Raw genomic sequence first — 14763 nt, 5'->3', positions numbered from 1 at the left:
GGCTGCTTATTGACTGCGCGGATCAGAGGCACATGATGACCGCGACTACAGGAGCCAGAATGTACCAGCCCGCCCTTGCCGCCGATCCCCTGCTTCAACCGCTGCACCTGAAAAAACTGACGCTGAAGAACCGCATCTTTTCAACCAGCCATGCGATCCGTTTCGGCGTCGACGGTTTGCCGCAGGATCGCTACCAGCGCTACCACGAGGAAAAGGCCAAGGGCGGGATCGGACTGACCATGTTCGGCGGATCCTCGAACGTCTCTCCCGATTCCGGGTCGGTCTTTGGCGCGTTGAACCTGCGCGACGACAGCGTGATCCCGGTGCTGACGCAATTCGCCGACCGGGTTCACCAACACGGCACCGCGATCATGTGCCAGTTGACCCATCTGGGCGGGCGCAGCCACTGGCGGGCCGAGGATTGGCTGCCCACGGTCGCGCCCTCGCGGTTTCGCGAACCTTTGCACCGGGGTTTTGCCAAGGAAATCGAACCCCATGATATCCGCCGCATCACACAGGAATTCGGCGAAGCCGCGCGGCGCTGCAAGGAAGCAGGGCTCGACGGGGTCGAGTTGCATGTGCACCACCATCTGGTCGGGCAGTTCTGGTCGCCCCACATGAATAAGCGTACCGATGCCTATGGCGGATCGGTCGAAAACCGCGCGCGTTTCGGGCTTGAGGCGCTGGAAGAAATGCGCCGGCTCTGCGGGCCGGACTTCATCATCGGTATCCGCATGGCCGTGGGCGAAGGCGAGGACACCGGCATGTCCGACGCGGATTACCTCGAGATGGCGCATCTGCACGAAGCCTCTGGCCTGATCGATTTCTTCAACCTCACCTACGGGCGCATCGATACGGCGGTAGGATTGTCGGAATACATGCCCGGGATGGCGGTGAAACTGGCCCCGCAATTGCCGTTTGTCGCGGAGTTCCGCAAACAGGTGGGTCTGCCGACGTTTCACGCCGCGCGGATCAATGACCTTGCCACCGCGCGCTACGCGATCTCCGAGGGTCTGGTCGACCTGATCGGCATGACCCGCGCCCATATCGCCGATCCGCATATCGTCGAGAAGCTGAGCGAGGGACGCGAGGCCGAAATCAGGCCCTGTGTGGGCGCGACCTATTGCTCGGCGCATGGGAGCTGCATCCACAACCCCTCTATCGGGCGGGAAAAGGTCCTGCCCCATGCGATTAAACCTGCCCCTGTGAAACGCCGCGTCACCATTGTCGGCGCGGGTGTTGGCGGGCTTGAGGCCGCGCGGGTCGCCGCCGAGCGGGGCCATGCGGTGACGGTATTCGAGGCCGCGCCGCAGGCAGGCGGACAGCTGCTGCTGGCGGCAAAACTGCACAAACGACGCGACCTGATCGGCATCGTCGACTGGCGGCTAAGCGAACTGGAACGGCTGGGCGTTGCGATCACCTATAATTGCCTTGCCGGAGAGGAAGAGATCGCGGCGTCCAACCCGGATGTCGTCATCATCGCAACCGGTGGCCTGCCCGACCGTATGGAGGACATGATCCCCGGTGCCGAACTTGCGGATACGCTGTGGGAAGTGCTCGAAAGCGGACAGGCCCCCGATGGCGAAGTGCTGCTTTACGACGGGATCGGCACCATCGCCGGGCTGCAGGGCGCGACGACGCTTGCGCTGCGTGGCGCCAAGGTGAGCTTTGTCACGCCCGACCGCAACGCTGGCGAGGAAGCGACCAATATCGAGCGTCCGCTGTCGATGCGGCAGTTCTATCAGGCGGGTGTCAGTCTGCTGCCGGACATGCAGCTTGTCTCGGTCGCGCGTGCAGACAACCGGATCGCGGCGACTTTCGCGAATATCTACACGGGAAAGACGGAAACCCGCGTGACCGACCGTCTGGTGATCGAGAACGGGACGATCCCAATGGATGACACCTATCTCGCCCTGCGCGAGGCTTCGGCCAACAAGGGCGCCTTTGAAATGGCGCGACTGACCGCGGGGGAAACGGTGGTCGACGCGGATGCCGAGGGCTATCACCTTTTCCGGATTGGCGATGCGGTGTCGTCGCGGGATATCCACGCGGCGGTGCTCGAAGCGTTCCGCCTGTGCCGGGCGATCTGAGCCTCAGCGCGCCTTTTCAAGCGCCGGGCGCAGCTGGCTGTCGATGACGCGCTGAACTAGCGGCCCGGCGACTCGCAGCAGGATATTGCCGTCGCCGTCGATCAGGTAGGTTTCCGGCACGCCGTAGACCCCCCAGTCAAGCGCCGCGCGCCCCGAATTGTCTGCCCCAACGGCCTCGTAAGGGTCGCCAAGTTCCGCAAGGAAGGCCAGCGCGTTGTCCGGGTCATCCTTGTAATTGATCCCGTAGATCGGCAGCCCCTCGGCCCGCAGCTTTTCAAGATTGGGATGTTCGACACGGCACGGGGCGCACCAGCTGGCCCAGTAGTTCACCAGCTTGAGATTGCCATCGCGCAACGTCTCGTCATCAAACAGCGCCTTGCCCGGCAATTCGGTGATCTGCAAGGCCGGGGCCTGCTGACCGATCCTGGCTGAGGGCAGTGCCTCGGGGTCGTCGCGGAACATGCCGACAAGGAACAGGCTGGCCAGCCCCAGGAACACGAGCGGCGGGATAACCATCAGGGGAGAGATTTTAGCCATCGCGATTGGCCTTTGTTTTCAGGCGGTTTTCAAGCTCGGCCATGTCGGCGCGCACCTTGCGGCCGCGCCACAGGGTCACCGCCACCAACAGCGCCAGCAGAACAAGCGACGCGCCATAAGACGACAGGACAGTTACAGCGTATTTGCCGAGATCGGGGATCATGCCGCCATCCTTTCACGCGCCATCAGGGCACGGATACGCCGGGCGCGGATCTCCGTGCCGGTGCGGTAAAGTACAAGCGCGATGAAAAGCAGCACGAACCCGACCATGCAGACCATCAGCGGGAAGAAGAATATATTGCTGACCTTCTCTTCGGTATCGGTTCCGGTGATCGCCCCCGCCCGCATGACCGACGCGCCCTGATGCAGCCCCTGGTTCCAGAAGTTCACCGCATAGCGCGACAGAATCGCAAAGACCGAGCCCACAAGGCAAAGCACGCTGGTCAGGTCGGCGGCGGTATCCGGATCCTCGATCGCGGACCAGAGCGCGATATAGCCAAGGTAGAACAGGAACAGGATCAGAAACGAGGTCAGGCGCGGATCCCAGGCCCACCATGTGCCCCACATCGGCTGGCCCCAGATCGCCCCGGTCACCAGCGCGATAACGGTCATCGTCGCGCCCACGGGCGCGGCGGCACGGGCGGCGAGCGCGCTGACGTGGTGGCGGCGGATCAGCCAGATCAGCGAGGCCACCAGCATCATCAGCCAGGCGTTGATGGCCATCAGCGCCGAGGGCACGTGAAGATATATGATCTTGACAGTCGATCCCTGCCGGTAATCGTCGGGCGTGAAGAAGAACCCCCAGATCAGCCCGATCACGATGCAGGCGCCCGACAACCACCAGAACACGGGCAGAACCCGCTCTGACGTAGTCAGGAATTTCTTAGGATTGGCGTATTCCCACAATGACATGGCTCTTATCTATCCACTCTTGGCAAGGGGGACAATTCACATAAGCTAGCGCAGATTGACGCGCAGGACGGCGGCGCTTGCAAAGGGCAAGAGCGCGGTGACCCCGGCGGTGATCCCTGCCAGAAGCAAAAGCGGCGTGGTGGCTTCCATGCCCGTCGCGCCACGCCGCGCGACCTCGGCCCCAAAGATCAACGTCGGGACGTAAAGCGGCAGCACCAGTAGCGACAATAGTAGCCCGCCGCGTTTCAGCCCCACGGTCAGCGCCGCGCCAAATGTGCCGATGACCGAGAGCGCCGGGGTGCCCACCAGCAGCGAGATCACCAGCCAGAAATAGCCCGGCGCGGGCAGGCTCAGCAGCACGCCAAGGGCGGGCGCGATCAGCACAAGCGGCAGGCCGGTGGTAAGCCAATGCGCCAGCGCCTTGATCGTCACCACGGATTCGAGTGGCAGTGGCGCGGTGGCCAGCAGGTCGAGCGTGCCGTCTTCCCAGTCGAGTGCGAGCAGCCGGTCGAGCGACAGCAGGCAGGCCAGCAGCGCCCCAAGCCAGAGCCCCCCCGGCGCGATGGTGGCCAGCAGCGCCGATTGCGGCCCGACGCTGAACGGAATCAGAACTGTGACGATCAGGAAAAATGCAAGGCCAAGGCCAAAGCCTCCGCCTGCCCGCATCGCCAGTTTCAGATCCCTGATCAAAAGCGCCTTCATACGAAGGACCCGTCGAAATCGTCCAGCGCCGGAAGGCTGGCGCGATAGCCCCCGAGGTCGAGCAACCGCGCGTCGAGGCCAAGCTCGATATGGGTGGCGATGAGGGCCGAGCCACCCTTCCCCAGATGGGCCCGCACAGCATCCGCGAACATGGCCACCGCCCCAGTGTCGAGCGAGACAGTCGGTTCGTCCAGCACCCAGATCGGTCGCCCGGTGACCAGCATCCGCGCCAGCCCCAACCGCCTTTTCTGTCCGGCGGAAAGCGCACCCGCGGGGCGTGAGCGGAGGCCGTTCAGCTCATAGGCATCAATCGCCGTCGCAATCTCCTTGGTCCCGAAGATCTCGGCCCAGAAATGAAGGTTCTCTTCGACGGTGAGCGTGGGTTTCAACCCGTCCGCATGTCCCGCATAGGCGATGGTTTCCTCGTTGCCGTCAATCTGGCCGGTAATCGGCGGCTGCAAGCCGGCCAGCGTGCGCAGCAGTGTTGTCTTGCCGATCCCGTTGGGGCCGCGCAGCACCAGCGCCTCACCGCGGGCAAGGGCAAAGGAGACCCCCTGCAGCACCGGAAGGCCGCCCCGCGCAATCGAAAGATCGGATACTGTCAGCGTCATGAATGTGCGATAACCGATTGACCCGCCGCACAAAAGAGCAAAGCGGTCAGACCGGGACCAGCGCCATCGCGACGCGGCGCCCTTCGGAGAGCAGAACGTTGTAGGTCCGGCAGGCGGCGGGCGAGTTCATCACCTCGACCCCGAGCCCGGCCTCGTCCAGCGTGCTGCGCAACTGGCGGGGCAGATGCGCGATTTCCGCGCCGGTCCCGACAAAAAGCACATCGACCTTCCCGGCCAGCGCCAGCAGCGGTTCAGGGTCCGTGTACCCCCCCCACAACCCGGTCCCCTCGGGACCGGTCAGCACGGCGCCATGATAAACTTCGCCGCCGATGCGGAAAAAGCCCGGCCCATAGCCGTCGACGGGCTTGGAGTCGTTGAAAGTGACTTCGTTCAGACGCATGGGTTCTCCTTTCGCCTCTCTCTGGCCGTCAGTGCCAGAGCGGCAGTCCCAGAATGGCCGATCCGGCAATGATTGTGTAGGCCACCGCGCGGAATTGACGCTCGCTCCCGAATTTGAACAACTGCCCGCCGATCACGTTTGCCGCAACAAAGGGGAGCAGCAGCACAAGTCCGATGAGAACCATTGCCGGATCCAACATGCCAAAGGCCGCCAGCATCACGATCATCATGGAATCCAGTACGAAGAGGTAAAGCAGCAATGTTGCGCGTACCACCGCCCCCGGCAGCGTGCTGGCCATATACAGCATAATAACCGGCGGACCGGCCAGACCCGTGGCCCCGCCAAGCACACCGGCCGTCGCGCCGGTGCCAAGAATCAGGGGCGGGGTCAGTTTGCCGTGATAGCGCCAGCCGATCATCAGCGCCATCAGGGTCACCAGCACAAGGACCGACACCAGCCAGCCAAAGACTTCTTCGGGCATATGGGACAGGCCATAAAGCCCGACGGGCAGCGCGATCAGCGTGCCGAGCCCAAGGCGCATCACATCGGTTCTGTTACAGGTGCGATAGGCCCCCGGCAGGTTCGGGATCGGTCCCAGCAGATCGACGACCACCAGCACGGTGAGCGCCCCGGCCGGGGTCAGCACCGAGCTGGCCACCGGCATGATGATGAGCGCCGTGCCGAACCCGGCAAAACCGCGCACCAGCCCCCCGACCACCACGGTCAGGAAAAGCCAGCCAAGCCCCGGCGTCGCGAGAACGCCGGAGATCCAGTCAGGCATCAATATTGGCGTATTGATTGCCGGTGTTGTTGTCCGGCTTGGTCCAGTCGCGCTTGACCCCGATGTACAGCAGGATCGCCGCCGCGATGAAGATCGAGGAATAGGTCCCAACGACAATGCCCCAGATCATCGCGAAAACGAATCCGCGGATTACGTCGCCGCCAAGCGCGATCAGCGCGAACAGCGCCAAGAGCGTGGTCAGCGAGGTCATCATCGTACGGCTGAGCGTTTCGTTGATCGAGATATTCAGGACCTCTTTCAGCGGACGGTTCTTGTACTTGCGCAGGTTTTCGCGAACCCGGTCAAAGACCACGACCGTATCGTTCAGCGAATAGCCGACGATGGTCAACAGCGCCGCGATGATCGCCAGATCGAACTTGATCTGAAGTTCCGAAAACACACCAATGGTCAGGATGACGTCATGGATCAGCGCAATCACCGCCCCGACCGCGAACTGCCATTCGAACCGCAGCCAGACATAGATAAGCACCGCCCCAATCGCGAGCGCAACCGCTTGCACGGCCGTCCAGATCAGCTCTCCCGAGACTTTGGGACCAACGGATTCGACCGATACGAATTCGATATCGGGCACGATGGCCGAGAGTGCGTCCTCGACCGACTGGATCAGCTCGGCGCTGACCGCTTCCTGATCGTCCTGCGCCTGAATGCGGATCATCGCCACGTGCTGATCGGCGTCAAAGGTCGGATCGAACACCTCGGAGATGGTGATATCGCCAAGGTTCAGCGCATTCAGCGCTTCCCGATAGCTGGCAATATCAAGATCGGTGCTGCTTTCGGTCCGGATGGTCGTGCCACCGCGAAAGTCGATGCCGTAGTTAAGGCCACGCACGCCAAACGAGACAGCCGCCAGCACGATCAGCACCATCGAGATGCCGAACCAGAGTTTCCAGCGCTGGAAGAAGTCGATCTTTGTGTCTTCGGGGATCAGTTTCAGCCGCATGTCAAACCTCGATTGTCTTGGGACGGCGGCGTTCGAACCACATGACGATCAGCAGCCGCGTGACAAAGATCGCCGTAAAGACCGAGGTCATGATGCCAAGACCCAGCGTGATCGCGAAACCCCGCACCGGACCCGAGCCCATGACGAAGAGGATCACGGCCGTGATGAAGGTGGTGATGTTCGCGTCAAGGATCGCCGACAGCGCCTTTTCATAGCCCAGCTCGATGGCACGGGCCGGACCGCGCGCGGTCTTGAGTTCTTCGCGGATACGCTCGAAAATCAGCACGTTGGCGTCCACCGCCATACCCACCGTCAAGACGATCCCGGCGATGCCCGGCAGGGTCAGCGTGGCCCCCATGAGCGACAGCGCCGCGAAGAGGATCACGATATTGAGGATCAGCGCGATATTGGCAAAGATCCCGAACAACCCGTAGCTGAGAACCATGAAGACCAGCACGGCAACAAAGGCAACCGCCGTGGCGATCTTGCCCGCGTCGATGCTGTCCTGTCCAAGTTCCGGACCGATAGTCCGCTCTTCGAGGAAGGTCAGCTCGGCCGGCAGGGCACCGGCGCGCAGCAGCACCGCAAGGTTGGTACTTTCCTCGACCGTAAAGCGACCGGTGATGATGCCCGAACCGCCCGGGATGTGGCTTTGGATGACCGGGGCGCTGATCACCTCATCATCGAGGACGATGGCAAACGGCTGGCCGATGTTTTCAAGCGTGTAGTCACCGAATTTGCGTGCGCCGGTCGTATTGAAACGGAAATTCACTGCCGGGCGGCCGTTCTGGTCAAAGGACGGCTGCGCGTCGACCAGTTCGTCGCCGGAAACCACGGGCGCGGTTTCGATTGTGTAATACTGGCCTTCCTCATCAAGCGAGGGCACGACCATCTCACCGGGACCGGCATTTGCATCCGGGTCTCCGCCCCGCGAAATGACCGGGTTAAAGGTCAAACGAGCGGTTGTGCCGATGATCTCTTTCAGCTCGCTGGCGCTGCCGATGCCGGGCACCTGGATCAGGATCCGGTCCGCGCCCTGCCGCTGGATCGTGGGTTCACGGGTGCCAACCGCGTCGATCCGGCGGCGAATGATTTCCAGTGCCTGACGCACGGTGCGGTCGTCGGAAGCGCGCTGTTCGGCCTCGGAAAGGGTCACTACCATGATGTCGCCCTGGCCGCTGACCACGTAATCTGTCGATCCGACACCGCTAAGCGACTGAATAGGCTGGGTAAGTCCACGAACAACTTCAAGCGCACGGGCCATCCCGTCAGGGTTGCCGATGCGCACGCGAAGCTCTTCTGGCGGCGACGGCACACGGCGCACACCGCCCACCGTATCGCGTTCCGGGCGCAGGGCATCGCGCAGGCTGGGCCAGAACCCTTCAAGCCGGGTTGCGTAAACCTCGGCGACCTGAACCTCGGCAAGCAGATGCGCACCGCCGCGCAGGTCGAGCCCGAGGTTCACAAGGTCCGTCGGTGCCCATGACGGCCATTGGGCTTCGGCCGCAAGCAGATCGGGGTTCTCGCCGCGCACCTCGATGGCGGCAACCGCGTCATTATGGGTTTCGACGCGCGTATAGAACGCGTTGGGCAGAGCGAATATCAGACCGGCGGCACAGACCAGCCAGATCAGTACCCGCTTCCAGAGATCGATGTAGAGCATTGCCCTGCCTTTTCAGATGGTTACAGAGCCGTGTTACTTCGCCGGTTCGGTCTTGGAGGTCACGTTGGCGATGGTCGATTTCACCACGCGCACTTTCACGCCCTCGGCGATTTCGACTTCGACTTCACCGTCTTCCTTGACCTTGGTGACCTTGCCGATGATCCCACCCTGCGTGATGATCTGGTCGCCCCGGCGCACGGCTTCGACCATGGCCTGATGCTCTTTCACCTTCTTCTGCTGAGGACGGATCAGCAGGAAATACATGATCGCGAAAATCAGGATCAGCGGGAGAAACTGGGCGATTGCGCCACCTTCCATGGGGTCTTCCTTTTGTTGTCTGGGCCGGGGACTCCCCCCGCGAATTTGGCCGGAACCTATGCGTTGAGGGGGGGCAATGCAAGGCGGGGAAACCGGGAAAACAGGGGGGTGACAACTGTACACACCCCGTACACCCCCTGTACACCGCCGCGGTGCGGCGAAATCCGCGGGATTACGTCCCCTTATGACCTAAGGGAACATCATTTCGCCCGCCCAGAACGCGGCGCCTTTTCTTTCCATAAAACCCGCCACAGCAAGTCCCGACGGATTGACGCTTTTCATCGCGCAACGGCTGTCCCAGCGCTCGTGCGATCTCGAAAAACCTTGATGGGATGCAAAGTCACGCCCTAAACCTGTTACCTATCGAACGATTTCCTTGCGCAAGAATTTGACCGGCGGTGCACATGGCCCTGCCCTGATCCGGAAAGGAATTAGACAGTGTCCAAACGGGAGAAGATCATTCCCCTCGCGAGCCTTGCGCTCCTCCTTGTGCTGCTGGTCTTTCTGAGCGGGTTCGCCTTTCGCCATTACAAGATCTGGCCAACCCGTGATCTTCTTTTGCTGCGCCAGCAGGTGGAGTTTTACCGCCGCTTCGGACACTGGGGCCGCGAGAACCAGTTTATGAAGGCAAATGTCACCAGCGGCGCCTCCCGGGCCGTCATGAAAAACGCCGGTGAGGTCATGCCCGGATATCGCGCGATCATGGGCTTTGACGTCGAGCTTGAAACCTATTCCGTGCGGCTTCTCGATCCGGCGGGGCAACAGGTCCATGTCTGGCCGACGAGCTATCGCGCCCTGTCGGGCGACACCGAAGCCACGCATGAAATCAACCCACATGGCATGCAGATGATGCCCGATGGCAGCATCGTCGTGAATTTCGCTAAGGGCGGCCCGCTGATGGCGCGTATCGATGCCTGCGGAGAACCGCTCTGGACGCGCGAGGGGGTCTACCACCATTCCATCGACATCGACGATGACGGGGCGCTCTGGACATGGTTCAGCCCGGATACCGTCAGCAGCCCGCTCCAGAGCATCCTGCAGATGGACGCGGGAACCGGCGAACACCTGCGCGAGATTTCGATGGAGGAGGTACAGGCCGCGTCCGAGCGGAACGCGGTCATGCTCGCCCTGCCCGATGATTACAGGCTTTCCCCGGTGCGCGAGATCAGGCGCGGGCTGGAGGACGATATCTTTCATCCCAATGACGTGGAGCCGCTGCGTCGTGAGTTTGCACCGGCCTTCCCGGATTTCAGCCCGGGCGACCTGCTGATCAGCCTGCGCGAGCTGGACCTCGTCGCCGTGCTCGACCCCGAAAGCGTTGCGTTCAGATGGGCCGCCTACGGGCCGTGGATCCGCCAGCACGATCCGGATTTCACCGAGACCGGGCGCATCGAGATCTATGACAACGCCACCGGGCGCGGGCGGTCGGGGATCCTCTCGGTCGATCCGGCAACGGGCGATATCCGGCGTTTCCATACACCGCCGGACTCTGCGTGGTACAGCCCGTGGCAGGGAAAACAGCAGCGCCTCCCCTCGGGCGCGCACCTGATCACCGTCCCGACGCAGGGCCGCGTGGTGGAGATTTCCGAGGATGGCGAGATCGTTTTCGAGTTCAATAATATCGCGGGCGACGGGGTGAACGCGAGCGTGTTCAACGCGGTGTGGCTGCCGGAGGATTATTACGAAACGGTGCCGAATTGCGCTCGGGAGTGAACAGGCCGGACTCCTGACATTCCGGGCTTGGCAGTGATGCGGCTTGGCCAAAGCAATTCACCCAAAAGAAACTCAATCAATGTCTCCAAAAATGAGCTTAAAACTCGACTCCGACAACGCATTCGTGCGTCAATATAGTTCACTTGGAACAAAAGAAAAGTCCCCAGATTCACTCTTAACTATTGCGCCATTAATAATTTCCACAACATCGCCCCAAGCCTTAGATTTACTCCTCAAATTAGGAATAATTCTATTAAATTCCGGGCCGCTACGATCAGACACGCAGACTAAAAATCCGCTATCTAGCTTTCCATTAGAAATCATCTCAGACAGCCTCGATATCTTGTAAATTGCCAACTTCTTTGCGTTTTCTTCGCCCAGTATACTTAACACTTCGAAACCAGAAACACTCCCGCGGCTTTCCACGATTATATCAGGGAAAACTTCCTCCCATATTTCCGCACTAGGGTATAGCCCGCCAAGCCAGCGCATAAGCAATTCGACAACATTGCCTCGATATCCCAACCCTATTTCAGCGGTTTTTACTTCAAAAGTAGAGAGGCCAGAAATATCCCTAACTTCATCAATCTCCGCGTCGCCAACATCGAAGCCAAGATATTTTTTAGCATGAATAAGAAAACTCTCGCTCTTGTACATGTGGAACAAATCCACACCACCAAAAATACTGGCCTCGTTCTGCAACTCAGGCCTTGGACCAACAGTTTTTTTTCCGTTTGAGTTCAGTACCCACCACCAATCCTCTTTCTGATCGTCAGTAATGAACACCAGTTCTTTAACCTCATTATCTTTGCAGTATTCCAGAGTTTGACGCCAGATCAAATAATCCCCAAAAACCTTCTTGTAAGTTAGGCCGTTGTGATAATATTCGCCACCCTCATCCTTTGATTTATTTAAGTCCATATAACCTGGCGGGATTTCGTTAACGTATCGTCCCTCTGCTTCCTTGTATAAATTATCTAGCTCATCTTGGTTTTTTGGCGCGAGCCCAACAGCTCCTTCGAATACTGATTCTATTTCCCCCTTCAAGTCATCATGATCACCAACATCATACTGTTCGTTTCTCATCACAGTTAGCTCTTCCAGAAACTGGTCGGTCAAGTGGTTTAAAGAACTCTCGAATTCTTCCGTTTTTATCAAGGAGTGCCTTTTTTCCAACTGCAAGCGGCTAATCTTATCAATCATCTCCTTTCGGCCATTTTTGACTATACCCTCAACAAGAGAGAAAGTATTCATTTGCTCAGAAACAACAGTTAGACGATTTCTTTGAAACTCCAGCGCAACATGGTGAGGGGCCCAGACACGGTTTGGCAGTTTTTTGAGTATACCAAAGAATGTCTCTCTCGTGGATGCAGGATAGCGATACAAGTTTAGCAACACGTTTGTATCGAAGACAAAAACGGCATTTTTCCAAAGCCGATTAAATTCATGATCAGATTTTCGGTCGAATTCAGGAAACATGCCTTTCATACTCGACGCAACTCCGTAAACTAACTTTCGCAGAACACCTTGCCCTCGGAATTCCGTCTTCGCAATTGCTAAATCCACATTGGAAAACTAATCAACATTGCGCAGCCCTCCCCCTACCCTCCTCTCCCAACATGAGGCATAAGGCGGCGAACCGACTCATGGATCCGAGGACCAAGACATGCATGACATTCGTGCCATTCGCGAAAACCCCGAAGCTTTTGACGCCGCTCTGGCGCGGCGGGGGGATGCGGGGGTGTCGTCGGAGCTGCTTGCGCTTGATGGCGAGCGCCGGGCGCGGATACAGGCGGCCGAAGAGGCGCAGGCCGAGCAGAACCGGGCTTCGAAACTGGTAGGGGCGGCCAAGGCCAAGGGGGACGAGGCCGAGTTCGAGCGGCTGCGCGCGCTGGTGTCCGAGAAGAAATCGCAAGTGGCGGAGATGCAGGCCGAGGCCAAGGAGCTGGATGCCAAGCTGAGCGATATGCTGGCGCGCATCGCCAACCTGCCCGCGAGCGATGTGCCGGATGGCGGCGGCGAAGAGGATAATGTCGAGGTGAAGCGCTGGGGCGACCAGCCTGCCTTCGATTTCACGCCGAAGGAGCATTACGAGATCGCGGGCGTCGCGGCCTCGATGGATTTCGAGCTGGCGGCGAAGATTTCCGGCTCGCGCTTTGTGATGCTCAAGGGGGCGGTGGCGCGGATCCACCGGGCGCTTGCGCAGTTCATGATCGACACGCATGTGGATGAGAACGGGCTGGTCGAAATGAACTCGCCCGTGCTGGTGCGCGACGAGGCGATGTATGGCACGGACAAGCTGCCGAAATTCGGCGAAGACAGCTATCAGACGACGAATGGCTGGTGGCTGGTGCCGACCTCTGAGGTGCCGCTGACCTATAGCGTTGCGGGCGATATTCTGGACGCGGGCACGCTGCCGGTACGGATGACGGCGCATACGCTGTGCTTCCGCTCCGAAGCGGGTAGCGCGGGCAAGGATACGGCGGGCATGCTGCGCCAGCACCAGTTCGAAAAGGTCGAGATGGTGTCGGTGACCCATCCGGACGAGAGCGACGCAGAGCAGAAGCGGATGCTGGGCTGTGCCGAGGGTCTGCTGGAGAAGCTTGGCATTCCCTACCGCACGGTGATCCTCTGCACCGGCGACATGGGGTTTGGCGCGAAGCGGACCTATGACATCGAGGCGTGGCTGCCCGGGCAGAATGCCTATCGTGAGATCTCCTCGGTCTCGACCACGGGCGATTTCCAGGCGCGGCGGATGAACGCGCGGTTCCGTCCCGAGGGCGGTGGCAAGCCCGAGTTCGTGCATACGCTGAACGGGTCCGGCCTTGCCGTGGGGCGCTGCCTGATCGCGGTGCTCGAGAACGGCCAGCAGGCGGATGGTTCGGTCAAACTGCCCGAGGTGCTGGCACCCTATCTGGGCGGAAAGACGGTCCTGAGCGCCGAGGGCACCCTCTCATGAGACGCCTGCCCGAGCCGATGGCGTGGGTGGTCGCGGCGGCCACGCTGGCATTTGTCGCCTCGCCGCTGCTGACGCCCGGTTTTCGCGGGTTCGAGGCCGGGCAGTTCCCGGTGCCGCAGGACGACCCGATGGTGCAGCCCTCGGGCTATGCGTTTTCGATCTGGGGCGTGATCTATGCGTGGTTGCTGATCAGCGCGATCTTCGGGCTGATCAAGCGCGGCAACGCGCCGGACTGGCTGGCGATGCGGCCCGCGCTTGCGGCCTCGGTCGGGGTGGGTGCGGTCTGGCTGCCGGTGGCAGAGGTCGCTCCCCTGCCCGCAACTGTGTTGATTTGGATCATGCTGGGCACCGCGCTGGTGGCGCTGCGCCGGGCGCCGCTGCTTGATATCGGCTGGGCGCGCGCGCCGCTCGGGCTTTACGCAGGATGGCTGACGGCTGCGTCCTGCGTGGCGCTGGGGATCGTGCTGGCCGGCTATCGGCTGACGAGCGAGCGGGAGGCGGCGATTGTGGCCCTGCTGCTGGCGCTGGTGATCGCCATCTTTGTGCTGCGGCGCATGGGAAGTTCGCCCGCCTACGGGATTGCCTTGGTCTGGGCGCTGATCGGGGTGGCGGTGTCGAACTGGGGCGGCAATCCGGCGGTGTTCTGGCTGGCAGCCATTGGCGCGCTGGTGATCGCTGTGCCAACGCTCTGGCGGCTGACGGGCTGAGCCGGTGACAAAACTGGGCCGCGCAATTCTCTATTGCCGTCAGGTTGAGAAAACCGCTGCCTTTTATGAGCGCCACTTCGGGTATCAGGTGTTGAACGATCCGACGGATCGGATCGTGGAATTGCGCTCTCCCGGCGATGGGTTGGTTCTGCTCTTGCACCCCGCTGGCAAGGGGCAAATACAAGGGCAGGTGCAACTCAAGCTGGTCTTTGACGTCGCTGACGTGCCAGCGATGCGCGCTGTACTGGTTGAGAGCGGTGTCGAGGTCGGGCCTCTGCACCATGCGAATGGCTACGTCTTTGCCAATCTGAAAGACCCGAGCGGCAATGCCCTGTCGATTTCCGGACGGGCGTTTCGGTAGAGAAGCGGTCCGCGCGCCCTGACGAACGGACCAATGCCATTTGCCCGA

At 60.8% G+C, this 14763-nt stretch carries 16 protein-coding genes; 5 read left to right on the top strand and 11 right to left on the bottom strand.

All coding sequences use genetic code 11. The features are described from left to right. Nucleotides 1–59 precede the first annotated feature (59 nt). Entirely contained in the window at nucleotides 60–2090 is a 2031-nt protein-coding gene (locus MF268_RS08570) for an oxidoreductase (RefSeq protein WP_238370452.1), read from the top strand. A gap of 3 nt (nucleotides 2091–2093) precedes the next feature. Here MF268_RS08570 and MF268_RS08565 read toward each other — a convergent pair whose 3' ends face one another. The 10 genes from MF268_RS08565 to yajC are packed head-to-tail and all read right to left on the bottom strand — an operon-like array spanning nucleotide 2094 to nucleotide 8975. After that, nucleotides 2094–2627 (bottom strand): DsbE family thiol:disulfide interchange protein, encoded by a 534-nt coding sequence (locus MF268_RS08565; protein ID WP_238370451.1) that lies wholly within the window; start codon nucleotides 2625–2627, stop codon nucleotides 2094–2096. Further along, entirely contained in the window at nucleotides 2620–2790 is a 171-nt protein-coding gene (gene ccmD, locus MF268_RS08560) for a heme exporter protein CcmD (protein WP_238370450.1), read from the bottom strand. The genes MF268_RS08565 and ccmD overlap by 8 nt, the downstream gene beginning before the upstream one ends. After that, entirely contained in the window at nucleotides 2787–3539 is a 753-nt protein-coding gene (locus MF268_RS08555) for a heme ABC transporter permease (RefSeq protein WP_238370449.1), read from the bottom strand. The genes ccmD and MF268_RS08555 overlap by 4 nt, the downstream gene beginning before the upstream one ends. A 45-nt stretch (nucleotides 3540–3584) precedes the next feature. After that, on the bottom strand, nucleotides 3585–4241 hold the full coding sequence (gene ccmB, locus MF268_RS08550; RefSeq protein WP_238370448.1) for a heme exporter protein CcmB: 657 nt from the start codon (nucleotides 4239–4241) through the stop codon (nucleotides 3585–3587). Next, nucleotides 4238–4852, bottom strand: a complete 615-nt coding sequence (ccmA, locus tag MF268_RS08545; protein WP_238370447.1) for a heme ABC exporter ATP-binding protein CcmA — start codon at nucleotides 4850–4852, stop codon at nucleotides 4238–4240. The genes ccmB and ccmA overlap by 4 nt, the downstream gene beginning before the upstream one ends. A gap of 46 nt (nucleotides 4853–4898) precedes the next feature. Then, nucleotides 4899–5252, bottom strand: coding sequence for an Mth938-like domain-containing protein (locus MF268_RS08540; RefSeq protein ID WP_238370446.1), 354 nt, complete (start codon nucleotides 5250–5252; stop codon nucleotides 4899–4901). 28 nt (nucleotides 5253–5280) lie between these two features. Continuing rightward, on the bottom strand, nucleotides 5281–6033 hold the full coding sequence (locus MF268_RS08535; RefSeq protein WP_238370445.1) for a sulfite exporter TauE/SafE family protein: 753 nt from the start codon (nucleotides 6031–6033) through the stop codon (nucleotides 5281–5283). Beyond that, nucleotides 6026–6994 carry a protein translocase subunit SecF gene (gene secF, locus MF268_RS08530; RefSeq protein WP_238370444.1) on the bottom strand — a complete coding sequence of 323 codons (969 nt, stop codon included), beginning with the start codon at nucleotides 6992–6994 and terminating at the stop codon, nucleotides 6026–6028. The genes MF268_RS08535 and secF overlap by 8 nt, the downstream gene beginning before the upstream one ends. 1 nt (nucleotide 6995) lies before the next feature. Continuing rightward, entirely contained in the window at nucleotides 6996–8657 is a 1662-nt protein-coding gene (gene secD, locus MF268_RS08525) for a protein translocase subunit SecD (protein ID WP_238370443.1), read from the bottom strand. 33 nt (nucleotides 8658–8690) lie between these two features. Then, the gene (yajC, locus tag MF268_RS08520; protein ID WP_088632677.1) at nucleotides 8691–8975 is read right to left on the bottom strand and encodes a preprotein translocase subunit YajC; all 285 of its coding nucleotides are present in this window, start codon (nucleotides 8973–8975) and stop codon (nucleotides 8691–8693) included. 438 nt (nucleotides 8976–9413) lie between these two features. Here yajC and MF268_RS08515 point away from each other — a divergent pair, with 438 nt between their 5' ends. Continuing rightward, the gene (locus MF268_RS08515) at nucleotides 9414–10688 is read left to right on the top strand and encodes an arylsulfotransferase family protein (RefSeq protein ID WP_238370442.1); all 1275 of its coding nucleotides are present in this window, start codon (nucleotides 9414–9416) and stop codon (nucleotides 10686–10688) included. A 129-nt stretch (nucleotides 10689–10817) separates the two neighbouring features. Here the strand turns inward: MF268_RS08515 and MF268_RS08510 are convergent, their stop codons facing one another. After that, entirely contained in the window at nucleotides 10818–12176 is a 1359-nt protein-coding gene (locus MF268_RS08510; protein ID WP_238370441.1) for a PIN-like domain-containing protein, read from the bottom strand. Nucleotides 12177–12354: 178 nt separating this feature from the next. On the opposite strand from MF268_RS08510, the gene serS reads away from it, so the two are divergent. The 3 genes from serS to MF268_RS08495 are packed head-to-tail and all read left to right on the top strand — an operon-like array spanning nucleotide 12355 to nucleotide 14715. After that, nucleotides 12355–13647, top strand: a complete 1293-nt coding sequence (gene serS, locus MF268_RS08505; protein ID WP_238370440.1) for a serine--tRNA ligase — start codon at nucleotides 12355–12357, stop codon at nucleotides 13645–13647. Further along, the gene (locus tag MF268_RS08500) at nucleotides 13644–14354 is read left to right on the top strand and encodes a hypothetical protein (RefSeq protein ID WP_238370439.1); all 711 of its coding nucleotides are present in this window, start codon (nucleotides 13644–13646) and stop codon (nucleotides 14352–14354) included. The genes serS and MF268_RS08500 overlap by 4 nt, the downstream gene beginning before the upstream one ends. 4 nt (nucleotides 14355–14358) lie before the next feature. Beyond that, a complete protein-coding gene (locus MF268_RS08495) occupies nucleotides 14359–14715 on the top strand; it encodes a VOC family protein (protein ID WP_238370438.1) in 357 nt (118 codons plus the stop codon). The last annotated feature ends 48 nt before the right edge of the window (nucleotides 14716–14763 follow it).

The organism is Heliomarina baculiformis, assembly GCF_019966545.1.
In the GTDB taxonomy this organism is placed as follows: Bacteria; Pseudomonadota; Alphaproteobacteria; order Rhodobacterales; family Rhodobacteraceae; genus Heliomarina; species Heliomarina baculiformis.
This window is presented reverse-complemented; position numbering and strand designations above follow the sequence as displayed.